We start from the raw sequence: 24,549 nt of genomic DNA, 5'->3' as shown, positions 1-24,549 counted from the left end.
TTTACTTTTTGAATCTAAATTTTTCTTTTTTTAGCATTTCTTTTAAACTTTGCAAATGCTCCCCTTGAAACTCCATAACATATCCTCCCTCTTCTTGTCTCAAAACTCCACCACAAGCCATTTTCTTTTTAATGCTTTTTAAAAGATTCTCCAAAACTTCTTTATTTTCAAAAAAGATTCCACACAAAGTTACTTCTTTGCCACTTTTCTTTTGTTTGTTAATCCACAAAAAATAAGAATCTCTACTTTTAAACTCCACTACTCTTTGGCATTGGCATTGACTTTTTAAATTTCCACATTTTTTACACAAAGTATCAATTTCATCTCTAAAGTTTGCCCCTATTTTGAGATTGCTTAAATCTAATCTATCCATTCTAGCTCTTTTAACTCTTCTTTAATTTGACTATGCACAAAAAATGAACTCACCATCTCCAATTCTTGCGTTTGTGTTTTAAAAAGGATTCTAAGCTCTCTTTTGCCATGATGACGCATTGCAGCTTCCCTTATACTACTAATTACCCTCTCATTAAGCCCTACATTTAAAAGCAATACAAGAGGTTCGCTCGTATCAGCCTTCTGCATTGTAAATTCTACTTTTTCTTTTTGAGCTTCTTCCAAAGTTAAAATTTTCTCTGCTCTAAGGCTTTTAGTGTCATTTTGCTCTTGCACAAAGCATTTAACAGCGATAGGAATTTCTCTATCCATACCCTCCAAAGCCAACAAAGTTTTTTCAAAAATCGTTAATTCCACGCTCCCATAAAAATCTTGCAATTTCAAGATTCCATAACGCTTGCCACTTTTAGAAAACTTTGTAATCACATCTTCAATACTTCCAACAAGCAAAATGCTGCTATTCTCTGCAATATCTTGAATCTGATTAGTATAAGCACAATTAATCGATTTTATGATTTCTTTATAATCCTCCAAAGGATGCCCTGAAGCATAAAATCCAAGACTTTCTTTTTCGAATTCTAAAATTTCTTTTTTGTTATATTCTTCTTTATTTTCCAATTCCAACGCAATGGCTGTAAATTCTTCACTATCTCCAAAGAGAGAATTTTCTGCTTCTTTCTTTGCAGCTTGTGCTGTTCTTGCATTCTCTGTTAGCAATTCTACCTGTTCTAAAAGCGTCCTTCTTGTATAGCCAAAACAATCCATAGCACCACTTTTTATAAAGGCTTCTAAAGATTTTTTATTGACTTTTTGAGGATCAATTCGGCTTAAAAAATCCTCCAAATCCTTAAAATCTCCATTGTTTTTACGCTCTTCTAAAATAATATTAATAGCAACCTCACCCGCTCCTTTAATTGCACCCAAACCAAACAAAATACAATCCTCATCATCAATTCTAGCAACACTGAATTCTAATTCTGATTTTTGTATATTTGGCGGAAGCACCTTAATATCCATTTTGTTGGCTTCTTCAATATATTCCACTATTTTATCTGTTGAGTTTTTTTCTGAAGTGAGAAGTGCTGCCATAAATTCTTTTGGATAATAAGTTTTTAGATATGCAGTTTCAAAAGTAATCATTGCATAAGCTGCAGAATGCGACTTATTAAATCCATACCCAGCAAATTTTACAATCAATTCCCACAACTCTTCTGCCTTAGCTCTATTAAATCCTTGCTTTTCTGCACCTTGTGCAAATTTATTTTTATTATCTGCCATAATTTGAGCATCTTTTTTACCCATTGCCCTACGAATCAAATCCGCTTCGCCAAGGCTAAAACCACCTATCTTTTGCACAATTTGCATAACTTGCTCTTGATAAACAATTGTTCCATAGGTTGGTCTTAAAATAGATTCTAATTCTGGAAACATATACACAATGGGTGCTTTTCCATGTTTTCTATCAATAAAATCACTCACCATTCCTGATTCCATAGGTCCTGGACGCCCTAAGGCGATAATTGCTATTATATCTTCAAATGTGCTTGGTCTCAATCTCTTATTGATTCCTTGAAACATACTAGATTCAATTTGGAATATCCCAAGAGTATTTCCACTTTGCAAAGTCTCATATACCTTTTTGTCATTCACATCTAATTTCAAGAAATCAATCTCTAAATTATGGCGATTCTTAATAAGCTTCAAAGCATCATCTACAAGCGTAAGTGTTTTTAAACCCAAAAAATCAAACTTAATCAAATCCACATCTTCAAGATATTTCATTGAATATTGAGTCGCTATAATTCCATCTCGCGTGGAGCGATACAAAGGCGCTTTATGCCACAACTCATGTTCAGAATCAATCACAACAGCCGCAGCATGCGTCCCGGGATTTCTCTTTGTATTTTCCAAAACAACCGCAAAATCCCATATTTTCTTAGCCAAAGGATCTTTGTCAATCAATTCCTTAATCTTTGGTTCTTTTTCAAAAGCTTTCTCCAAAGTAATATCTAATTCTTTGGGAATGAGCTTTGCAAATGCGTCTGCCTCACCATAAGGCATTCCCATAACTCTCGCAACATCTCTAATCACCGCCTTGGCTTTCATCATACCAAATGTGATAACTTGTGCGACATTATGACGCCCATATTTATCTGTAACATATTCCAAAATCTCTTCACGCCGACTTTGGCAAAAGTCCATATCAATATCTGGCATACTCACACGCTCTGGATTCAAAAATCTCTCAAATAGCAAATCATATTTCATCGGATCGATATTTGTAATCTCCAAACAAAAAGCAACCAAACTTCCAGCCGCACTCCCCCTACCCGGACCTACAGGAATCCCACGCTCTTTTGCAGCACGCACAAAATCCCATACAATAAGCATATAACCCGGAAATTTCATTTTGTTGATAATTTCGATTTCTTTTTCTAAGCGTTCTTTGTATTCTTGATGCCTTGAAGATTCGACATTCTCCAAACGCTTTTTTAAACCCTCTCTGCACTTATAGGCAAAATATTCACTATCTTGCGTAAAATCTAAATTTTCTGCCTTGGCATATTCAGCTGTAAATTTGAAACTAGGAGGTGTTGGGTCACCCAAATGCAACTCCAAATTGCATTTATCAGCAATCTCTTTTGTATTAGCAATTGCTTCTGGCAAATCCATATAAAGTTTTGCCATTTGCTCTGGGCTTTTAATATAAAATTCCTGCACTGTATGACGCATACGATTAGGATCATTAAAGTCCTTTCCAAACCCGATACAAAAAGCCACTTCTTGAGCAGTAGAATCTCCTTGATTGGTATAATGTGTATCATTAGTAGCTATGATTTTAATCCCTGTCTCTAATGAAATTTGAATAATTTGCTTATCAATGAGTTGTTGTTCCTCAATCCCATGACGCATAAGCTCCAAATAAAAATCATCTCCAAAAATCTCTTTGTATTCTAAAGCAACCTCTTTTGCCCTCTCATAACCCTTTCTACCTTTATTGTCTTCTTTTTTCAAATTTAAATGCCACTGCACCTCTCCATTTAAACAAGCAGAAGAACAAATCAATCCTTCACTATGCTCTCTTAGCATTTTTTTGCTAATACGAGGTTTCATATAATATCCATATAAACACGCCTGTGAGCTAAGATACATAAGATTTTTATAGCCTTGTAGATTCTTAGCATACAAGCACAAATGGAATCTTTGATTGCTTTTATCACTAATTTCTTCTGCATTATGCAAATAAGCTTCCATTCCCAAAATAGGCTTGATGCCTTGTTCTTTCATAGCCTTATAAAATTCAATTGCGCCAAACATATTTCCATGGTCTGTAATAGCTACGCTATCCATTCCAAGCTCTTTGATTCGTTTGGCAAGAATTTTGATTTTATTTAAGCCATCAAGCAAAGAATATTCTGTATGGAGATGCAAATGTGTAAAAGGAATTTTATCTTGTGAGATTACTTCATCAGGCGTCTTACTCATCTTTAAACCTCTATTGTGTCAAAATAAGTAAGATTCTAGCCTATTTATACTAACAAAGGAATAAAAAACTAATCCTCAATGTAATTTTTTAGTTTTCTACCTACTTTTGGGTGTTTTAGTTTTTTGATTGCACTAGATTCGATTTGTCTTACACGCTCACGCGTAACATTAAGCTCTTTGCCAATTTCTTCTAATGTTCTATCTGATTCATCATCCAAAAGCCCAAAACGCATTCTAATCACTGCCTTTTCGCGTTCATTAAGCTGGTCTAATACATCATCAATCTGTGCTTTTAAATCTTCTTTTAAAATACTATCCATTGGACCAAGAGAGGCTTTATCCTCTACAAAATCCCCAAACTTGCCATCTTCCCCATTTCCTATAGGTGCTTCAAGGCTAATGGGTTCTTTTGTGATTTTAATAACATTCTTAACTTTATCTACTGGAAGTCCAACTTCTTCTGCAATTTTTTCAATATCTGGCTCTTTGCCTTCTTCTTGCAAATATTTACGCATAATTTTATTGATTCGGTTAATAGTCTCAATCATATGAATCGGGATTCTAATCGTTCTTGCTTGATCTGCAATTGCTCTTGAAATTGCTTGTCTAATCCACCAAGTCGCATAAGTAGAAAATTTATAGCCTTTTTTATATTCAAACTTATCTACTGCTTTCATTAATCCGATATTCCCTTCTTGAATCAAATCCAAAAAAGGCAAACCGCGATTTGTATAACGCTTAGCGATACTAACTACAAGTCGCAAATTAGATTTTGCCATTTTGGTTTTAGCCCTATCAGCAATATCTTTTCCGCGTTTAATTTGCTCTAAAATTTGCTTGAGCTTTTCTGGCTCCAAATCAAAACTTTCTTCACTAGCAACTTTAGTTTGAAAAAGCTTCTTAATTTCCATATAAGTTGATACCATAGTTGCCTCTGGCACAGCAGCTACAATATCGGATTTACTCATTTCAATGATATTATCTAAGATTTTTTTATGGTTAGCCAACAAAATATCATTAAACAAAGGCAAGCGATATTCCAAACGCTTTAATTCTCTCTCAAAACCTTCATCACTTTTAATTGTATTTTCCATTGCCTTTACAAGCTCTGTAATTAATTTACTTGTAGGTCCTAAATCGAGTAATTTTTCTTTGAGGAATTGCTTTTTGTGAGCCAATGTAAGCAAATACAGCATATCTCCATTTTCTTCCCCTTTTTCTTGTTCCCAAGTTTTCAACCAATCCTTCTTAGCTTTTTCTAGTGCCTTAAAACTCACCAAAACTTTTTCAACTCGCTTTTGGTCTTTCTTACTAATAGGCTTTTTACCCTCACTCTCTTCTTCGCCTTCTTCTAACTCTTCTTCTTCACTTTCTACACTTTCTTCATCTTCTTCATCATCAAAACTCTTAAAAAGCTCTTTAACCCTTCGTTCTCTATTAATCAATGCTTCTTTATAATCCAAAATAAAATCAATCAAATAAGGCACAGAGCAAATCGCATCTAAAATAATATTTTCACCAAGCTCAATATTTTTGCTCAATTCCACTTCATCTTCTCTTGTTAGAAGTGGTATTTGCCCCATTTCTCTCAAATACATTCTTACTGGGCTATCACTTCTACTCCATTCTAGTAACTCACGCTCTTTCATAAAATCAAATTCATCTTCTAATTCTTCATCTAAAAGACGCTTTTTATCTTCTTTGATTCTTCTTGCTTCATCTTGATTGAGTAATTTAGCCACTTCAGAAGCCGACATTAATTGCTTATTGTATTTTTTTGCTAACTCTGTTACTCTTTTTGCTTGTGCTGCGGTTGGAAGCTTGATTAAAACTTGAGCGATTTTTTCGTATGAGACATATTTGGAACTAGATTGAAATAATTCATCAAGTTGTTGATTAATATTTTTTGCAGACATGTAGCAACTCCAAAGAAAGTAAAATCAGATCAAAATAAAACTGCCCTTAAAAGACACAAACCTTTTTATGAAAAATTTTGGATTATACCCAAAAATTTTTAATATAACCTTTAACGGAATTTCCAACATTCCTTGATTTCTTTTAGATATTTTTTATCCAAATTAGCAATCAATAGCTCCTCTCTATCGCCCAAACAATCCTCAACTTCCCCATTAGGATTAACCAACAAAGAATCGCCATAAAAATTCCACAAAGTATTGGTTACCTCATCTTGATATTGCCCGATTCTATTAGCACGCAAAATATAACTGCTATTTAAAAAAGCACGCATTTTGATAATATTTCTCCACCTCAAAGAAGAATCAAAGGTAGAAGCACTTGCTAGAAGTATGCAATCTACATTATTTTGTTTAAATTTCAACCAAAACTCATCAAAATGCAACTCATAGCCAAAAAGCACAGAAAATTTAAACCCCCCAACACTAAAAATAGGAGGGGTTTTAATATTTTTGCTAAGAGTATTAGCAAAAAACTTTGCCTCATTCCAATGTTCATAAGGCATAAGCCTTTGTGCGCGATATTGCAATGCCTTTCCCTTATTGATAATTGCTATACTCTTATAAATCTTTCCTGCAACTAATTCTAAAAGCGGAGCTACAAAAATCATAGGATATTCATTAGAAATTTGCATAAGATTCTCACTCTCTTTTTTGAGCTTGAGTATAAGCTGATTTTTTTTATCCCTTTCAATCACTTTAAAAAACGGATTAAAAAAATATTCTCCAAACAAAACAATCTTTACTTTTTGTTCTAATGCGATATCCAAATAAGTCTTAATTTCTCTTTGCATTTTTGGAGATGATAGCTGCAAAGTTGCGATTTTCATTATTCTTCCTTCTTTTCAAATTGCATTTTCAATTCATTGCATTCTAGCTGGGCATTTTCAAGCATTTTTTGTGCCTCTTTAAGATATTCCATACCCTTTTTATACACTTCCATACTTTTGTGCAATCCGATATTCTCATCATTTAGCTCTTCAAGGCATTGATTAATTTCTTGTAAATAATTTTCAAAGTTTTTACTTTCTATTTCTTTTTTGTTTTTATTCTCCATTATTTTCCTTTCTTGGATTCTCTAGCTCCAAAAGCTTTTTTGCCTCTATACATAGATTCTTCCAAGGCGATTGTTCTTTGATTGCTTCACACTTATCATAAGAAGTAAATGCTTCTTCTATCTTGCCAATTTTAGCATTCAAATACCCCTGCAAATAAAAAATCTGAATCTGTTCTTTGGGGGCAACAATATGAGTTTGTGCTTTTTGCAATATCTCAAGAGATTCTTGGAATTTACCCTCACGATTCAATGCCTCCACCAAACTTAACTCCACCCATGGAGAATACTCATATTTTTGATGTTTTTCTTGTAAAGCCAACAAATGATTGCCATAAATCTTTATAGCTGTATCATCTCTCTTATTTAAAGCATCAAGCAGCATAACACGATATATTTCAATCATTTTTACATCATCTTTTAATTTTTCCTCCAAAATAGGCAAAAGCTCAAAAGCCTCCTCTCTCCTGCCTTCTTGCTCTAAAGCCATAAACAAAACCCATAAAGCATCATTGTATTTTTCTTTGCTTAGCATTTTCACTGCATCACGTGAAGCTAAAATGGCCTTAGGGTAATTTTGAACACTATATTCACTCCAAGCCAAACGATATAGCCAATCTTCCTTTTCATTTGGAGTTTTCGCACCTTGCAATTGCTCTTTGGCAATCTCTAAAGCTGGAATAAACTGCCTATTTTCATAAAGGCAGTCAAAAAGTTGTATTTTTTCTTGTGCATTAAGCGGAATTTTTTTGTCATACAAACTCCCATAATAAGCTGCTTCTTTGCATTTATTCTGTTTTAGAGATTCTCTAGTAAGCTCACCCACTGCCTTTAATACGATAGAATTATCTTCACCCAAAACATCTCGTATATCAAAAACATCCTGATATCTTTGTAGCTCATAAAGAGTTTCTGCTTTTTTATTCCACGCCTCTTTTTCTTCATTTTTGCCTTGATAGGTTTTAATCACATAATCATAATGTTCCAAGCGTTTTGTAGCATTATCATCTTCATAATTCAAAAGCAAAGTATCATCAAGGGCTTGTATCTCTTTTTCTTCGGCTTCATCTTTTGGGTTTTGTAATAACATTTGGTAATAATGGTGTGCTTTTTGGAGATTCCCTGATTTATCATACCATTGAGCCATATCTTTCAATAAAGGACGATAAAAAGGCAAGTCATCATCTTTTAATGACAAAAACATCACTTCAGCTACTTGAGCTGGAATCTCATAAATATTAGATTCCGCCCATTTTTGTAATATCGCATAATTTTTTGCCACATCTTTTGTAAAATATTGTGGATTAGCATCAAGAATATTCTTAAGATAATCTTGTGCTTGCTTACTTTCTCCTGCATCTTTATAATATTCTCCAAGCAACAATGAAGCCAAAGAAGCAATCTCTAAATCTTGCGTTTGATTAAGCACAGATTGATAAAGCTCTAATGCTCTTTTTTTGTCTCCGCGTTTGAAAATTTTTTCTCCATAACTTAACCTTGCTAACAATTCATATTTATCATCTTTATATTCTTTAAACAATCTATCATAATAATAGCTTGCTTCTTCAAAGAAATTCATCTTTGCATAATTTTCAGCCATCAACAACAAAACTTCTGGAACATGAATATCTGCTGGATAAGCATTCAACCAAGCTTTTCCTAATGCCATTATTTCTTCATAATCTTCTTGATTTTGAAGATTCTGCAATGCTTTTAACTTCATAAAAAGAATATCACGCTTAAAAATTGTTTCGGGATAATTTTGCAACATCTCATCAATACTATTCAATGCTTCTTGATAGGATTTTTTCTCTAACAATGATTGAATATTCAAAAAATAGTCTTTATCTTGCCCTACTTCATTATCCATTGGACGCATTCTAAAGTCCAAAACTCCCACACCCAAATATGGCTCATCAAAAGAAATGGGGAAATTCAATCCCTCACTCTCACGCTCTAATAAAAATGGAATCTTCTCTTTATACCCAACAATCTGCCACCTCGTAGATTCTGTGCTTCTCTCTTGTGGAATTGGATTATGAGATGCCAAATTAATACCGGTATTAAACAATTTAATCTTGTTTTTGGGGATAATTTTCAAAAAAAACTTATTCTCACCGATCTCTGGTATAATCTCAAAAAAAAGTGTGTTAGTTTTTGAGAATCTTGAAATAAGATTTGAATCAAACTCGCAAACTATACTTTCTACTTCTGATTCCCTATTGTATTTTTCTTGACACACAAAAGGCTTAGAATCTACCAAATTCAAGACAGCAAAATCCCTTGAATCTTCTCTTCCACTATTAATGTAAAATTCTAAGCCAAAAGCATAATTTGTCGCCAAACACAACAAAAACAAAATATTTTTTTTGCTTACTCTCATTTTCTACCACAACTTTAAAATGCAATATTATACTTTTTTTGCACTAAATTTTTCATCAAATCCAACCTAGCCTCTTGTAAAATGAAAAAATGTAATTTCAGAACGCGCCAAAATACGCATAGGAGGTCCCCAAAAACCCGTCCCGCGATTAACATAAATTTTTGTATTTGGACTATGTTGATGCAATCCTGATAAATAAGGCTGGTCTAATATAACCAAAAAGCGGAATGGAAAAATCTGTCCCCCATGCGTATGCCCACTTAACATAATATCAATTTTTTGACTTTCTTTGATTTCAAGGACAAATTTAGGTTGATGTGCCAACAAAATAGTAGGTAGAGTTTCTATACGCTCTTGCAATGCAGCTTCCAAATTAGGCTCCAAAACCCCAATTCTCCTTCCAAACAAATCATAAACTCCCGCCACATTAACTAATGCTTGATTGTTTTTATACAATACAACATTTTCATTTTCTAAAACCCTAATTCCATATTTTTTTAGACTTTCCAACAACTCCCCAATATTGTGAAAAAACTCGTGATTCCCTGTTACAAAAAATATGCCAAGAGGTGCTTGAAGTTTGGAGAGTTCTTGCATTGCTTTTTGCACTTTAGAAACCTCTGTATCAATAATATCTCCTGTCAAAAAAATCACATCTGGCTTAAGAGCATTCACTTGTTTGACAATTCCTCTAACCACATTTTCTTCAATCAAACCCCCTATATGCAAATCACTAATCTGCACTGCACTAAAAGATTCTTGAAGATTAGGCAATGGAATCTCTACATTTTCAACCTTTGGTTGCATTCTGCCTTCTATCACTCCAAACCCAAGATACCCTCCAGCAAAAATGCCACTAAAAATATTAATCCCATTCCTCAAAAATCCGCGTCGCTTTTTGCTGAAATATGGTATCAGCAAAAGGGGCTGGTAGAGCAATGTTACAACAAACAAAATAAAAGCCACCCCAATAGAAAGAGATACCAAAAAATACAAACTTTGGGGCATATCCCAATAATATCTTCCAAAAAAATAACAAACAACTCCCAAAAAATTTAGAATCAAAAAATATTTAATGACCAAACGAGGAATCTTTGGGGTAATAATACGCCTAATAAACATAAAATAGATTAAACCATGCATTACCAAAAATACCGATATTGCTATCAATGGAAAAAAATTTTTCATATTCTCCTCATTTTCTCAATGTCTTGCTTCTTTCAAGATTGTATTAAAATATTGCGACAAAACCGGATTGCTAGAAATATCTAGATTTGATACGATTCGCCTAACATCTCTCTCATCTAAAACCTCTAATGCTTCCCTAATAAGATTGCTAAAACCAAGTTCATCTTCATTTGTGATGGCTTCTCCAATTTCTTTGTTGTATTTTTTGATTAATATTTTCTCTTCTTTTTCCCTTTCTTTATCTTTAATCAAAACTCGCTCAATATGTTGCAAAACTTGTCTCTTTTTTCTTTTTAAAATCGGGCGTTTATAGGCATTTGTCAATTTCATAATTCGCTCGATAATCTCATTTTTCTCCTCTTCATTTTCATAATATTCTTCATAATTTTCATATAAAGAATCCGGGAAATAATCCTTGATAATCTCGCATTTCAACTGCGCAATCATACTGAGATTTTTTTGATTGTTTCCACTCTGAATAGTTCGGATTGTCTCTTTTAAAAATTGCACATCTTCGCGTTTAGAGCTATAAAACTTCATCTGCTCCATTCTCTCTTCTTGCGGATAATCCGCAAATAACTGATCAAGCGTATCTAGCAATTCCTCTTGATAAGCACGATATGCCAATTCAATAATGCGAGTAATTTGCTTATAGCGTCCATCTCTAACTTGAGTTAAAACCAATTCTATTGACTCATTTAAACCATAATGAGCAAAAATATTTTCAATCCCTTCATACAAAGCCTCATAATTAATATCTTCCCCTATGATAGAATGACGAATTTTTCCAAGTTCTTCTTCAATCAAACTTGTATTATCTTCTGCAATAATTTCTGTATGCTTTTCTTCTTTGATAGCCTGCATATATTCCAAAATATTCCGCTTACTTTCTGTTTTAAACAATTTTACTAATTCATTAAATGGCATTGCTTCTAAAGATTCTTGAGAATGTCCGTGTTTTTTTAGCTGCCAAATTAATTCTTTTCTCTCCATTTTACTGCAACGCTCCCCATACTTTTGTTGCTTGTATATGCTCTTTAGTATCGTGGCATCGAATGATATTTGCTCCATTTTTTAAAGCTTCCAAATGAATCGCCAAAGTTCCTGCCAATCTTTCTTCGACTTTTGTAGATACAATCTTATCAATCATCGATTTACGAGAAGCCCCCACCAATAATGGCATTCCAAAATGTTTAAAATGTCTAAGATTCTTAATTAGCTCACAATTATGTTCTAATGTTTTCCCAAAGCCAATTCCTACATCAAGAATAATCTTTTGGATATTACACTTTCTCAAAGCCTCTATACGCTCTTTGAAAAAACTATCAATCTCCAAAAACAGATTCTCATATTGAGGATTTTTTTGCATTTCTTTTGGATTACCTTGCATATGCATTACCACACATTCGCAATCATATCCACAAACCGCTTCAAGCATTTTAGGATTGCTAAATCCTGTAATATCATTCACCATTCCAAAACCATTCTCCAAACAATACCTTGCAACTTTTGGAGTATAAGTATCAATACTAAACTTTACTTTTTGATAAAGTTCATTAGCAGCGATAAATTCTACAATAGGCTTTATTCTATTCATTTCTTCTTGTTCTGTTATCCAAGCACTGCCGGGTCTTGTAGAAGCTCCACCAATATCAATAATATCTATACCCTCTTTAATCATCTCCAAAATTCTTTCTTGTGCCTCTTTGGAATCTTTTCTTGAATCTTGATAGAAACTATCTGGAGTTGCATTGATAATTCCCATAATCTGCGTTGGAAAATCCACCAAATTCAAATGCTCTTCTAAGCTCTTTGCAACTTCCTTCAAGCCAAAAGGCTGTATTTTGAGCTTTTTTAATAAAGCTTTGCTTTGAGATTTTGTAACCATTAAAATCCCATTATAAGATTCTTGCTTATACAAAATTGCATCTTTAGGCAAAGCAAAATCCCCTCCACACGCCAAAGATTCTTGTTTTAAAATTTGTGCAGCAGGAGTTTTTAATCCATAAATATAAAAACCAAAAACTTTTGTTTTATCTTTTAAAATTTTATAGCCCATCTCATCGCATTGTATTTGCTTTAATTCCTTTGTGGAATCTTGAATTGCTTTAACAAAAATCTTCATCTATTACCCACCAAATTATGATATGAAATCTATTGAATATTTCCTTGCATTTTTTGCCTTTTCTTATTAGAAATCATCAAAAGCAACACACAAAAAATATTATAAGCTTTCTCATGCTGACCTGCCCACAATAACGCTTCTTCAAACATTTGCATTTCTTCTTGATTAAATTGCAATCCTGCATTAATTGAATCCAAATACAAACTTTGTATTTCTGTTTTAAGAGTAGTTGCATTAGAAATATAATCTTTGGCTTTATCTTTCAAAAAAGGATAAATCTCCCTCAAAGATAATGTCTCTACATTCAATGGAAAATTAGGCATTTTTTCTTTATTAGTGTGGTTAAAAATTGGCATTCTTGAGCGTATGGTTGGCAATAATTGAGATTTCATTTTTGCAAAAAGAATAAAATAAACTTGTTTGGGCGGTTCTTCTAGTATTTTTAGAAGTGCATTTTGAGCATAAATATTAAAAGCATTTGCAGCTATTAAGATTATCTTTTCCCCATCTGCTGCAATATAACTCTCATCGATAATCTCGCGTGATATTTCAATGTTTAATTCCTCAGCACAAAAGATGCGACAATTTTGAGGATTTTGACGCTGATAATACTCATTAGCCTCTTGAATAGGATTATTAACTAATAAAATATGTGTTGTTAATTTTTGCATTTTATTCCAAGGAAATTTGTCCAAACATAGCTGCTTCAATGGTTAAATTAAAAATACGATACATTTGCATAAGCTTAATATCTACCAAAGAATCTACTGATTGTAGAGTAAAACTATTTTGCAATTCTGTATCAAACATCCACAAAAAACAATCTTCACGGCTCAATGCAAGTTTTGCTCTCAATGCATCATTTTTGCCTACATACCAAAAAAAATAACCTTGCGAAAAAATATTGTCCAAATAATCATTAATCAAAGAAATTTCAATTTCATCTTTGCAGTTTCTATCCACTTGAGGAAAAAGTGCATTAATCCCCAAAATTGGCACATAAGGACGATTGCTACTCTTGTTGATAGAAAAAATTACATAATTTGAAAACCACTCTCTATCTTTATCTGTCACCAAAATAAGGCTTTCTCCATTGAAGATTCTTTGCAATACCCGCTTAATTAAAGGTATCCATTCAAATTTTCTTTCCTCAAGCCAAGTTAGGCGACTTTCATCACGCCTTAATGTTTGTGTAGTCCAGCTTACAATATCTTGCATTATTTATCAAGCTGATACACACTATGCAAGGTGCGGATTGCTAATTCTGCATATTTTAAGCGAATTACCATAGAAATTTTAATCTCACTTGTGCTAATCATCATAATATTAATGTTATCTTCTGCTAAAGCTTGGAATGCCTTTGCAGCTACACCACTATGAGATTTCATACCCACACCCACAATAGAGACTTTTGCAATATCTGAATCATACTCGATGCTTTCCACACTGCCCTCAAAAGCTTTCAAAACCCTCTTAGTGCTTTCTAGCTCCACTTCAGGAATTGTAAAATCCAAATCTGTTTTACCATCTCTACCGATTGTTTGCACTATCATATCAACATTAATATTTGCTTCACTCAATGCCCCAAAAATCTCCGCTGCAATCCCCGGTCTATCTTCAACATTGCAAATACTTACTCTTGCTTGATTTTTATCCAATGCAATTCCACTAACAATTGGGTGTTCCATAATTTCTTCTTCCTTTGTAATTAATGTTCCTTCGTTATGATTAAAACTACTTCTTGTAACCAAATTTACATTCATTTTTTTTGCCATCTCAACAGAGCGATTAAGCAAAACTTTCGCTCCCATTGAAGCAAGTTCTAGCATTTCATCATAACTAATTTTATCAATTTTTTTAGCTTTAGGTTCAATCCTTGGATCTGTTGTATAAACTCCATCAACATCTGTATAAATTTCACACAAATCCGCCTGCAATGCTCCTGCAAGAGCTACTGCTGATAAATCACTTCCGCCACGCCCTAATGTCGTTACTTCTCCATTTCGTGTAATACCTTGAAAACCTGCCACCACAACAATATAATCTTTGGCAAGCAATTCATTTAATTGTGCTGTATCAACCTCCTCAATTCTTGCTTTTGTATGGAATTCATCTGTGACAATCCCAGCACCTCTTCCGCTTAGAGAAATTGCCTTATAACCCATCTCTTCTAATGCTATAGCCAAAAGGGCGCTAGTGATTCTCTCACCTGCACTAAGCACCATATCCACTTCACGCTCTTTAGGCAATCTTGAAAAAAACTTCGTATAGCCTAGTAATTTATCTGTTTCTCCACTCATTGCAGAAACTACAACTACAAGACTATTTCCTCTTTTTTTACTCTCAACTACGCGTTTAGCGACATTTTGGATTCTTTGACAATCACCAACACTTGTCCCACCATATTTTTGAACAATCAACATTACAAATAACCTTTCTTTTTAAAATATTCCAAAACTTGCCTATAAATAGGTCTCTTGAAATATGTAATATGATTAAATAAATCCTCAAATGTTACAAATTTATACTTATCAAACTCTGGCTCTTCTGTATTAATATCAATCACTCCATCTTCTTGTAAGCGGACTAAAAAATATTTTTGTATCTGCCCATCATAAGGATACATTCTTTTAACTACTGAGGAAGGAAAATCATAACTAATCCATTCTGGATATTCTGCGACAATATCCACTTTGTCTGTCCCTATTTCCTCTTTTAGTTCTCTAAATAATGCCTCCCTAGGTGTTTCAGTTTTATCAATTCCACCTTGTGGAAATTGCCACGCATTTTTTATATCCGCCCTGCTTGCTATAAAAAGCTCGCAAGTCAATGGATATTTTGGAGAGAGTATGATTGCTGCAACATTGGGTCGATAAGTTTTTGTTTCTTTTCTCACCAAACAACTCCTAAAATAGAATTACAAACCAAAATATTTTTAAAATAATAATTCAAAACTTTTTAAATGCAGTTGATATTAAGTCAAATTTTTATAAAATTCTACATAAAATTTTTTTAATCCCAAATCAAAAGGCAAAGGAATATTTCTTGAAATTAGAAAAGCTATCCAAAAAAAATCAAGAAAAGTACTCAAAAACACTCGAGATTGCCTATCAATTTTTTCTAAAATATGGCTATGAAAAAACCAATCTCCAAATGATAGTGAAAGAAACCAAAGGTTCTTTGGCGACTATTTATAAAATTTTTGGCAACAAAAGAAATCTTTTTCAAGAGGTAATTGAGCAAAAAAATCAAGACTTTTTCTACTCTTTAGAAAAAATCTTTACCCACGCACAAAGCCTAGAATTAAGTTTGGAAGATTTTATAATATTAATCGGCAAAAAACTTCTTAATGAAATCTTTACACCAGATGCCATTGCGCTTAATCGTTTGATTTTTATTGAAGGTTATAACAATTCTGAATTACTTGATACATTCAAAGTATCTTGCATTGATAAAACGCTTTTTTATTTTAGTAAATACCTTGAAACTTACGCTAAAAAAGAAAAAGTCGATATTGATGACATACAAGAGACTTCAAGAATCTGCGTTGATCTTCTTATAAGCCATCATTTATTAGATTCTCTTTTAGATTCAAACTATATCCCACCTAATGAAGAAGAAATAGACAAAATTGCAAAAAAGGCGACTAAAATATTTCTACTTTATTTAAATCATAATAAGGAAATACAATGAATATCAATGATGAACTTTTAAAGAAACTACAAAATCTTGCAAGTATCGAAATCCAACCAGACAGCTTAGAAACCACAAAAGCCAATCTCAACGAAATTGTGCATTTTGTAGAAAATATCAATAAATTAGATTTAGAGGATATTCCTGCTTCTTTTAATCCAATTAACTCCAAACTTCCTATGAGGGAAGATATTCCACAATCCAAATCAGAAATTGCTTCAAATACCCTAAAATATGCACCAAATAGTGAAGAAAATTTCTTTATCGTTCCAAAGATTATTGAATAATGCAAGACATTAGCATTTCACTAGATAAACTAAAAATAGAAGAATCTTGGAAAGAAGCCCTAAAAGAAGAATTTTTTAAACCTTACTTTTTGGAGATTAAACGCAATTATATTGCTGCTAAAAGCAGTGGCAAAACCATTTACCCTCCAGCAAACTTGACTTTCAATGCTTTTAATCTCACTCCCTTTGACACACTCAAAGTAGTCATCTTAGGTCAAGATCCTTATCATAATCCACATCAAGCTATGGGATTATCCTTTAGTGTTCCCAAAGGGATTCCACTCCCTCCCTCGCTTAAAAATATCTATAAAGAAATCACAAACGATTTGGGAATCCCTCCAAGCCAAAATGGAGATTTAAGCCAATGGGCAAAACAAGGCGTATTGTTGCTAAATAGCGTTTTGAGTGTAGAACACAACAAGCCCGCATCTCACCAAAATTTTGGTTGGCAGACTTTTACAGATAATGTAATCAAAACAATCTCCAATCAAAAAAAAGGAATCGTTTTTTTACTTTGGGGCAATTATGCAAAAGCCAAAAAAAATCTTATAGATTCTAGCAAGCATTTTATTTTGGAAGCTGCTCACCCTTCACCTTTGGCAAGAAGCGGATTTTTAGGGTGCAGACATTTCTCTCAAACCAACGCGATTTTAGAATCTCTTCACAAAAGCCCTATTAATTGGCAAATTGACTAAAACCCTCTATCATTTTTTTCTTTATTGACATCTAAAATCTCTAAAATCTTTTGATTGCTTTTAGTAATCGCTCGAAATTCCACCCTGCGAGATAATTCTACACTTTCAAGAGGCTTTGCAAAAGACAATCCATTAGCACGCAATACACCAATCAACCATTGTTTATCCTCTTTGATTTGAGTATTATTAAAACAATATTTTAATACTTCTAATGCTCTAGCCTGCGATAATTCAGCGTTTCCAAGATACCTATCTTCCAAGCTCTTAGCATTTTGCCATTCCATAGAAGTATGCCCTTCAATCCTAATTTCCTCAATATCGCCCTTGTATTTTGGTTGTGTCAAAATATTAACATAACGCGGAAAGAAATCATCTAAAATTTGCTTGAATCTTAATTTCACTTCTTTTTTGCCTTGATCAAATAAAATTTCTGGCTCCCTAAAACGCACCGTATTATCCTCATCAATTTCCGCATTCCACTTTTCCAAATCGCCAGAAAACTCTGCTACCAAATCCCCATAAAGTTCTGCTTGTAAATTTTTGTATGTTTTTGCAATATCACTCATTTGCTTATTCAGCTCTAAAAGTTCAGCATTTTGAGTGGCAAGTCTCTTTTCTGCCTTGCTAATAACCACCATATAGACAACAGCAATGAGCAAAAATATCATCATTACTCCTGCCATCATATCTGAAATGCTAATCCACTCACTGCCTTTATTAAGATTATTTGTCATTAATTTCTAGCCCCCATAAGCTCCTTAATTCTCCTCAAAAACCATTCATAATCTTGACGAAAACCTAAAGTAATATTGGACAATGCCCCATCAAGCTCGCCTAAGGATTTACAAAGATTCTCATTGAGATTAGAAGTCTGTGTGAGTGAAGAAGAAACATTGCTTTGAATAATTCTTAATATCTCTTCAATCCCCTTATGGCTACTTTCTAAAGAAAAATAAGTTTTCTCCAAAGCCTCTCCAAGATTCTTTTGCAATTTATTAAACTCATTAAGCAATTCAACACTCACATTCTTTGGCAATTCGATACTTTGTTGAGTAAGCGTTGAGAGCATACCCAAATAATGTTGCGCCATTTCTTGCAAAGAATCTTTAATTTTTAGCTCTAATTGACTATATTGCTTAATCACTTCTGATGAATGCTCCTTTAACTGCTCTCCTGAAGCGCTCAACAATTCTTGTGAAAACTTCTTAGCACTCACAATAACTTGCTTGCTTTCTGCATTAAAGCTTTCTACAATCCCCATTAAAGTTTGCTGTAAATTTGCATGTATTTTTTCGTGGCTTTCCAAAGATTGAGAATGATTTTTCAAAATCACTTCAAGATTATTTTGCGAAAATTTAACAAGTTGATTTTGATAAGCGTTAGTAGAATTTTTGATATAAGCTCCAAATGATTCTATGGCATTTTTATAAGATTCCCCAAAACTCGCACGCATTTTATCTTGAATTTCTTGGTAATATTTTTGTACATTTTGAGTCATTTGTGTGAGATTTGCATCCATTGTAGCAACATTCTTTTTCATAATTTCTTGCATTTCTTGAGAATTTTTTTGGTTATATTCTAAGAGATTATGGACACTTTTACCGATTTCTTGTGCTGTTTGAGAGAAGCTATCGCTAATGGTTTGATTAGCAAAAACCAAAGATTCTTCGATATTTTGCGTGCTTTTACTCAAAGAATTAGCAGTATCATTCAAAAGAGAATCCAAACTTTTTGTTACCACCGACATTGCATCTTCAATCTCTTTTGACAATGCCACTAGAGTATTTTTGGATTCTTGAAGATTTTCTTGCAAAGTCTTTGTAGTATTACCCAACAAAGCATCAAAATTCAAAACCGCATTTGTCATATGCTGCTCTAATGTTTCAGAATTTTTTGTGAGATTTGTAGCAACTTTAGCACTCATTTCTTCCAAATTTGCCCCCACATCTTTTAGCGATACTTCAAGATTGTTTGTATGTTGCGTCAAAATATGATTACTTTGTTTGGCTTGCTCTTCAATAAGCAATAAAGATTCTTGTTGAACCTCTTTTAAAGCACTCAAAGAATTTAAATAATCTTGTTTTATGCTCTCTAAATACTTTTGTATATTTTCTTGAGTTTGCCCCATCATTTCTAAATTTCTATTTTTTAGCTCTATATTGCTCTCTTCAAATTCACTTATGGCATTTTGTAAATTTTCTTTGTTTTGTGTGAGGTATTGAGAATTAAATTCTTCAAACTGCTTTTGAAGGGAAAGTAAATTTTCACTAGCCTTCAAATAGTCATTTTCCAACACTTTGAGATTCTCCGCCAACACTTCTTTAGTTGTGCTTTTATGCTCTTGTAAAGTTTGTGTTAAAAATCCTCTAATCTCACTCATATTATTTTGAGTATGATTTAATGCTTGCAAATGGGCTTCTTGCAAAACCTGTGTCAATTCATTCACTGCCCCCAAAGCACTACTTGCATCCTTATGCATATCCTTAAATCCTGCAAGCAATCCAGATAATTTTTCATTTTCTATACGCGAAGATTCAATAGTGTGTGCAAGTGCGTTATAAACTCCTAGCACTTCCTCATTGCGTTTTGCAATCATTTCTAAACTTTCTTGTGTGATGCAAAACACTTTTAATGTGTTTTTCAAATTCTCATCTAATTGAACAATAGAATCTTTGTAATTGCTTTGCCACAAAATCATTTGCGAAACAGCGGCATTTAGCTCTTTGAAATTATCTCCAAACTGATCTGTAATGCGTTTATTAAAATCTCTAATAACCCCCTCTAAAGCACTAATAAGCTCTTTAGAAGCTCCCTGTGCTAAATGTTGCATTGCCTCTTTGAGTGTTTGATTGCTCAAATGAAAATAGCTTTCAATTTTAGAGAAATTATCTTTTTGTGTATTATAATATTCTCTTTGAAAATCTAAATTTTTCTTGCCATATTCCACAATATCTTTTATTTTGTTTAATTCATCTAGCTTAGAAACCTGCAATGAAAAATAATCCATCATATTTTCAAAATCACTCTTAACAGCTCTACCCTTTTGAATAATTGCCAATATAATTGCCAAAGACATTCCCAAAATAGAGGTATAAAACGCAGTTTTAAGCCCTTCTAACAAAAATGGGACAGATTTTTCAATCTCATTGACATTGAAATCTTGTAAGCCCACAAAAATCCCCACAAAAGTCCCCAAAACCCCCGTGCTCATAATAATTGACTTAAAATCCCTATGTTTTTGCTTCCCATAACTCACAAAATCCCATACTGCTAGCCCAAGCATAATGATTGTGAAAATTATATTAATCAAAATATTTTCCATTCTATTTTCCTTTTCTTCTCCCCTTTTTTATCTCAAAACGCTCATCACCTTCTAGCCAATCTGGTTTTTGGATTTGTGTCTTTTTTCGATTTGCCAAAAACAATATAAACCGCACCACCAACAAAATCAACAAAAATGTTACAATTGCTGAAATAATTGTTGATATATCATAGCTCTCTTTAAACATTATCTCATCTGCTCCACTTGTATATCTACATTTACGCGTTCAATAGAATTTAAAATACCAATCAATGCGATAAATTTTTCAAAATAGCTTTTTTGATCTCCGCGTAGCAAAATTGGTGTATCTTTTGGCATTTCCAAAAGTGCATTTCTTATCCCTTCTAAATCCATTTGGGTTTTATCCAAAAAATATTCCCCTTGGGCATTGATTGTAATTTCAACACTTTTTAGATTTTCTTTTGTACTTTCTGAACCCTCTGCTTGAGGGATAGAAATAGGTATCTTACCTTGTGCAATAAAAGTTGCACTCGTCAATACAATCACCAATAAAACAAGCATAATATCAATAAAAGGAACAATATTGATTGTATCCATTCTTTTAAAACGCTTCATTATCTGCCTTTGTTTTCTTCTAGCTCTTTTAAGCTATAATTCCCGCTTTGTTTTTTCTCTTGTAAAATTTCCCATTTTGCCACCAAAACTTCACTCTTACGCATCAAAAGATTATAAAAAATAATAGAAGGAATCGCCACCAAAAGCCCTCCCGCTGTCGCTTGCAATGCCAATGCCAATCCTGTCATAATACTTGTTGTATCAACCATTCCTGATTGCCCAATTTGCACAAATGTCATAATAATCCCAAAAACAGTCCCCAAAAGCCCCACATAAGGTGCATTAGAACCAATTGTAGCAATCAAGGTTAGATTCTTAGAAAGCTCAATCTCTAATTCAGTTTTGTTATCATACAAAACAAGTTTAATATAACGATAAAAAAGCAATCTCTCAAAGACAGCCCACAACGCAATAATACTCATCAATACCAAAATGCCTATAACTCCATATTCTACGATTTCTTTTAAAGACAAACCAAACAAAATAACCTCCTATCTTCTTTGAAATTCTTTTAAGGTTTGTGCGATTTCTCTATTTTGTATTTTTTCTTTCAAAGATTCACGCTTATCGTGTAGATTCTTGCCCTTTGCCAAAGCAATTTCCAATTTTGCCTTATTGCGTTTATTAAAATACAATTTCAATGCTACAATGCTCATTCCTCCCACTTGACTCTTACCAAAAAGCTTATCAATCTCTTTCCTATGCAAAAGTAATTTTCTAGGACGCTTTTCATCTGGTTTATAATAGCGGTTAGTTGTATCTAGTACCGAAATATGAGCTTGGAACAAAAAAGCCTCTCCATTTACAATTTTTACAAAACTATCTTTAAGATTCACCCTTCCAGCACGAATAGATTTCACTTCACTTCCTACAAGCTCGATTCCTGCTTCATATTTTTCCAAAATAAAAAAATCATACAAAGCTTTTTTGTTAGTTGCAATTATTTTCATTTTACTCTCTAATTTTCCAAAAGCAGCTGCCACTACCGCTTAAAAAATATCCATTTTTGGGATATTCAAGCAAACTTGGATAAAGTTTCAAAACAGGTTTTAATAAATCATTATTTTCATAAGGTGATTGTTTAAGGATTGCCTCATTGCTAAACCTAAACCAATTCATCTGCGTTGGTGCATAAAATTCTTTTGCATACGCTTGATAAACTTTGGCTGTATCGCAATGGATTTTTGGATGGACAATTTGCACTTCAAAAGACTTTTCTTTGCTTTGCTGAATATTCTCTCCACGCCCACTTACATCTGCTATTTCATATTCACTTAAAAAAAATGGAACATCACTGCCAACCTTCTGCCCTATTTCACACATTTTTTTAAAATCCCATTTTAATTCTAATTGCTTATTAACCCACAATAAAAAACTTGCAGCATTTGAACTTCCACCGCCAAGCCCTCCACCACTTGGGATTCTCTTTTTTACTTCAACCTTAAGATTGCTAAGATATTTTTGTTTCTCTTTATCCAAAAAAGGCAAAATTTCTATAAAAGCCCTAAATATCGTATTTTTCTCCATAGGACAATCAAAATCACCATAAACCTCAAATCCACCGCTTCCCTCTGTGATTTCTATTTCATCAAACAAACTTTTAACCAGCATAAATCGCGACAAAAGAGTGTGATAATTCACATTTTCAAATAACATTCTTCCTGTAATTTTCAAAAAAATATTGATTTTTGCATAAGATTTTATCATTTAGATTTTCTTTTTTGCACCAACTAACTGATTGAGATTATCCTCTTTGTGCGAAAGAGATTTTCTATTCTCTTCCAAAATAGCCATCTTCAACTCTTCCCTCAAAATCAGCAAATGTGGCGGTGCTTCAAAACCAATTTTCACACTGCCCTTATCAATACCAATAATCTTTATAGTAATATCATCACCGATTGTAACACTTTCATTTTCTTTTCTTGATAAAATCAACATAAAGGAATCCTATTTGCTAAATATTGTATCTCTCGTTCTTGTTTTGAAATTATAGAAAAAAAATCTTCAAATTGCACTATATATTTTCCATCTTTATGGATTTTTAATTCTTCTTGTGTAATTTTCTTGCCATTTTTGACCTTTTCTTCTAAAATATTTCTTTGATTCTTTTCAACAAGAATCTTTGGCAATCCTAAAATCTCTAAGGGATTCAAGTTTTTTTCATTTTCATAACCCAATCCCCCCTCACTCAATCGCTCAAGATAACTAAGCCCGCCCATACAACCCAACTCTTTTGCAATCAATTCACCCAAAGAGCGGATATAACTACCCTCACTCACCCAAACTTTAAAACTCAAAAAAGGATGAGAATAGTTTAAAAACTCGATCTTAAAAATCTCCATTGTTTGTTCTTTTAGCTGCACTTTTTGCCCAGCTCTTGCAAGCTCATAAGCTTTTTTGCCATCAATCTTTTTGGCACTATATTTTGGAGGAACAAAAGAAATTTCACCACAAAACTTTTTTAACAAATCCTCCAAATATCCTTCTGAAAATCTTTGAATGTGATGTATCTTTTTAACATTTTCAATATCCAAAGAATCGCTCTCCAACCCCAACCAAAGTGTGGCTTGATAGACTTTTGGATTCTTAGGCAAAAAGGGGAAAAGTCGAGTATATTGCCCATAAGCTACAACCAAAGTTCCACACGCAAAAGGATCTAAAATCCCGCTAAAACCAGCCTTTTTAATTCTATCTCTTCTTTTTAAAAACCCCAAATATCCATTAGATGAAACAAACAAAGGCTTTTTTGCCACAAAAATACGATTCAAAATCTCGCCTTTAAAAACATAAATTTTTATGTTAGAATCCTTAACACCATACAAATTTAATCCATTGCATTTTCACTAAAAAATGCAGAATCATAAAGGATACTAATGCTAAAGAAGATTCTAACATTTTTTATTTTAGGTTTTATTTTATTTTTTATATCCAATTGTTCCAAATCACCAATCATAGCACCAGCAAATCCAAGCATTCCTTATCCCAAAATCACTTATGCCAAAGAATTAGATACAAGCATTATTCCTACAGATTTTCCTAAAACCTTTGAAAACCGCTTCAAAATCCTTTTTAACCAAAATCCAAACCCCAATATCCAAGAAATACGCTACTATTTCACACATTTTTACAATGAAAGCCAAGGCGATTATTCTCCGCGTTCTTCATTTAGTATGCTCCCTCGCTATTTATTAGAATTAAACATACAAGTTCTAACCCACAATACCGACAAACTCTACAAACAATACTATGAAATTCCCATTGCATTATTCAATCCTATGTATGACCAACATTTTGATTTTTTAATCCAAAAAGCACTTCAAACGCAATAATTTAAAATAAAAAATGGCATAATTCCCAAATTTTAGACAATCAAA

26 protein-coding genes are annotated in these 24,549 nt (G+C 33.1%); 4 read left to right on the top strand and 22 right to left on the bottom strand.

Going from position 1 to position 24,549, the window contains the following annotated elements:
- Nucleotide 1 precedes the first annotated feature (1 nt).
- From JJQ98_RS04970 to JJQ98_RS04910, 13 genes are all read right to left on the bottom strand, one after another.
- Complete coding sequence (locus tag JJQ98_RS04970; protein WP_065827456.1) at nt 2-373, bottom strand: translation initiation factor; 372 nt, start codon at nt 371-373, stop codon at nt 2-4.
- Complete coding sequence (dnaE, locus tag JJQ98_RS04965) at nt 361-3,879, bottom strand: DNA polymerase III subunit alpha (RefSeq protein WP_151104615.1); 3,519 nt, start codon at nt 3,877-3,879, stop codon at nt 361-363. Before dnaE ends, JJQ98_RS04970 begins: the two co-directional genes overlap by 13 nt.
- Nucleotides 3,880-3,947: 68 nt before the next feature.
- Nucleotides 3,948-5,795, bottom strand: a complete 1,848-nt coding sequence (rpoD, locus tag JJQ98_RS04960) for an RNA polymerase sigma factor RpoD (RefSeq protein ID WP_005020987.1) — start codon at nt 5,793-5,795, stop codon at nt 3,948-3,950.
- Between the two features lie 110 nt (nt 5,796-5,905).
- The gene (locus JJQ98_RS04955; RefSeq protein ID WP_151104616.1) at nt 5,906-6,682 is read right to left on the bottom strand and encodes a carbon-nitrogen hydrolase family protein; all 777 of its coding nucleotides are present in this window, start codon (nt 6,680-6,682) and stop codon (nt 5,906-5,908) included.
- Nucleotides 6,682-6,909 (bottom strand): exodeoxyribonuclease VII small subunit, encoded by a 228-nt coding sequence (gene xseB / locus JJQ98_RS04950; protein ID WP_005020981.1) that lies wholly within the window; start codon nt 6,907-6,909, stop codon nt 6,682-6,684. The genes JJQ98_RS04955 and xseB overlap by 1 nt, the downstream gene beginning before the upstream one ends.
- Nucleotides 6,899-9,289, bottom strand: coding sequence for a DUF7494 domain-containing protein (locus tag JJQ98_RS04945; protein WP_247596698.1), 2,391 nt, complete (start codon nt 9,287-9,289; stop codon nt 6,899-6,901). The genes xseB and JJQ98_RS04945 overlap by 11 nt, the downstream gene beginning before the upstream one ends.
- Before the next feature lie 66 nt (nt 9,290-9,355).
- Nucleotides 9,356-10,477 (bottom strand): metallophosphoesterase, encoded by a 1,122-nt coding sequence (locus JJQ98_RS04940; RefSeq protein WP_151104617.1) that lies wholly within the window; start codon nt 10,475-10,477, stop codon nt 9,356-9,358.
- 15 nt (nt 10,478-10,492) lie between these two features.
- Entirely contained in the window at nt 10,493-11,470 is a 978-nt protein-coding gene (locus tag JJQ98_RS04935) for a hypothetical protein (RefSeq protein WP_040499585.1), read from the bottom strand.
- Nucleotide 11,471: 1 nt separating this feature from the next.
- Complete coding sequence (folP, locus tag JJQ98_RS04930) at nt 11,472-12,602, bottom strand: dihydropteroate synthase (protein ID WP_151104618.1); 1,131 nt, start codon at nt 12,600-12,602, stop codon at nt 11,472-11,474.
- 29 nt (nt 12,603-12,631) lie between these two features.
- Nucleotides 12,632-13,273, bottom strand: a complete 642-nt coding sequence (locus JJQ98_RS04925) for a DNA polymerase III subunit delta' (protein ID WP_151104619.1) — start codon at nt 13,271-13,273, stop codon at nt 12,632-12,634.
- Between the two features lies 1 nt (nt 13,274).
- Entirely contained in the window at nt 13,275-13,820 is a 546-nt protein-coding gene (locus JJQ98_RS04920; RefSeq protein WP_005020970.1) for a HobA family DNA replication regulator, read from the bottom strand.
- A complete protein-coding gene (locus JJQ98_RS04915) occupies nt 13,820-15,025 on the bottom strand; it encodes an aspartate kinase (protein ID WP_005020969.1) in 1,206 nt (401 codons plus the stop codon). Before JJQ98_RS04915 ends, JJQ98_RS04920 begins: the two co-directional genes overlap by 1 nt.
- Entirely contained in the window at nt 15,025-15,498 is a 474-nt protein-coding gene (locus JJQ98_RS04910) for an RNA pyrophosphohydrolase (RefSeq protein WP_005020967.1), read from the bottom strand. Before JJQ98_RS04910 ends, JJQ98_RS04915 begins: the two co-directional genes overlap by 1 nt.
- Before the next feature lie 149 nt (nt 15,499-15,647).
- Between JJQ98_RS04910 and JJQ98_RS04905 the strand changes: the two genes are divergently transcribed.
- The 3 genes from JJQ98_RS04905 to ung are packed head-to-tail and all read left to right on the top strand — an operon-like array spanning nt 15,648 to nt 17,277.
- Nucleotides 15,648-16,295, top strand: a complete 648-nt coding sequence (locus JJQ98_RS04905; protein WP_151104620.1) for a TetR/AcrR family transcriptional regulator — start codon at nt 15,648-15,650, stop codon at nt 16,293-16,295.
- Nucleotides 16,292-16,582, top strand: coding sequence for an Asp-tRNA(Asn)/Glu-tRNA(Gln) amidotransferase subunit GatC (gatC, locus tag JJQ98_RS04900; protein WP_151104621.1), 291 nt, complete (start codon nt 16,292-16,294; stop codon nt 16,580-16,582). The genes JJQ98_RS04905 and gatC overlap by 4 nt, the downstream gene beginning before the upstream one ends.
- The gene (gene ung, locus JJQ98_RS04895) at nt 16,582-17,277 is read left to right on the top strand and encodes a uracil-DNA glycosylase (protein WP_054197716.1); all 696 of its coding nucleotides are present in this window, start codon (nt 16,582-16,584) and stop codon (nt 17,275-17,277) included. Before gatC ends, ung begins: the two co-directional genes overlap by 1 nt.
- On the opposite strand, the gene JJQ98_RS04890 is transcribed toward ung, so the two are convergent.
- From JJQ98_RS04890 to truB, 9 genes are read right to left on the bottom strand one after another with little or no spacing between them, the layout of a single operon-like run.
- A complete protein-coding gene (locus tag JJQ98_RS04890; RefSeq protein WP_151104622.1) occupies nt 17,274-18,011 on the bottom strand; it encodes an OmpA family protein in 738 nt (245 codons plus the stop codon). The genes ung and JJQ98_RS04890 overlap by 4 nt on opposite strands.
- Nucleotides 18,011-20,599: a synaptonemal complex protein 1 gene (locus JJQ98_RS04885; protein WP_151104623.1), complete on the bottom strand. Its 2,589-nt coding sequence runs from the start codon at nt 20,597-20,599 to the stop codon at nt 18,011-18,013. The genes JJQ98_RS04890 and JJQ98_RS04885 overlap by 1 nt, the downstream gene beginning before the upstream one ends.
- A gap of 1 nt (nt 20,600) precedes the next feature.
- Nucleotides 20,601-20,786, bottom strand: coding sequence for a hypothetical protein (locus JJQ98_RS04880; RefSeq protein ID WP_005020960.1), 186 nt, complete (start codon nt 20,784-20,786; stop codon nt 20,601-20,603).
- Nucleotides 20,786-21,175 carry a TonB system transport protein ExbD gene (gene exbD, locus JJQ98_RS04875; protein ID WP_054197714.1) on the bottom strand — a complete coding sequence of 130 codons (390 nt, stop codon included), beginning with the start codon at nt 21,173-21,175 and terminating at the stop codon, nt 20,786-20,788. Before exbD ends, JJQ98_RS04880 begins: the two co-directional genes overlap by 1 nt.
- The gene (gene exbB, locus JJQ98_RS04870; RefSeq protein WP_040499582.1) at nt 21,175-21,657 is read right to left on the bottom strand and encodes a TonB-system energizer ExbB; all 483 of its coding nucleotides are present in this window, start codon (nt 21,655-21,657) and stop codon (nt 21,175-21,177) included. The genes exbD and exbB overlap by 1 nt, the downstream gene beginning before the upstream one ends.
- Nucleotides 21,658-21,666: 9 nt before the next feature.
- Nucleotides 21,667-22,125, bottom strand: a complete 459-nt coding sequence (gene smpB / locus JJQ98_RS04865; protein ID WP_005020957.1) for an SsrA-binding protein SmpB — start codon at nt 22,123-22,125, stop codon at nt 21,667-21,669.
- A gap of 1 nt (nt 22,126) precedes the next feature.
- Nucleotides 22,127-22,882, bottom strand: coding sequence for a 4-(cytidine 5'-diphospho)-2-C-methyl-D-erythritol kinase (locus JJQ98_RS04860; RefSeq protein WP_151104624.1), 756 nt, complete (start codon nt 22,880-22,882; stop codon nt 22,127-22,129).
- Nucleotides 22,883-23,113, bottom strand: coding sequence for a carbon storage regulator CsrA (csrA, locus tag JJQ98_RS04855; RefSeq protein ID WP_005020955.1), 231 nt, complete (start codon nt 23,111-23,113; stop codon nt 22,883-22,885).
- Nucleotides 23,107-23,997, bottom strand: a complete 891-nt coding sequence (truB, locus tag JJQ98_RS04850; protein ID WP_247596696.1) for a tRNA pseudouridine(55) synthase TruB — start codon at nt 23,995-23,997, stop codon at nt 23,107-23,109. Before truB ends, csrA begins: the two co-directional genes overlap by 7 nt.
- A gap of 51 nt (nt 23,998-24,048) precedes the next feature.
- On the opposite strand from truB, the gene JJQ98_RS04845 reads away from it, so the two are divergent.
- The gene (locus tag JJQ98_RS04845; protein WP_151104625.1) at nt 24,049-24,504 is read left to right on the top strand and encodes a hypothetical protein; all 456 of its coding nucleotides are present in this window, start codon (nt 24,049-24,051) and stop codon (nt 24,502-24,504) included.
- Nucleotides 24,505-24,549: the final 45 nt, after the last annotated feature.

Source organism: Helicobacter pullorum NCTC 12824, from assembly GCF_017979475.1.
In the GTDB taxonomy this organism is placed as follows: Bacteria; Campylobacterota; Campylobacteria; order Campylobacterales; family Helicobacteraceae; genus Helicobacter_D; species Helicobacter_D pullorum.
The sequence above is the reverse complement of the archived record's forward strand: the minus strand, read 5'-3'. Positions and strand labels throughout refer to the sequence as shown.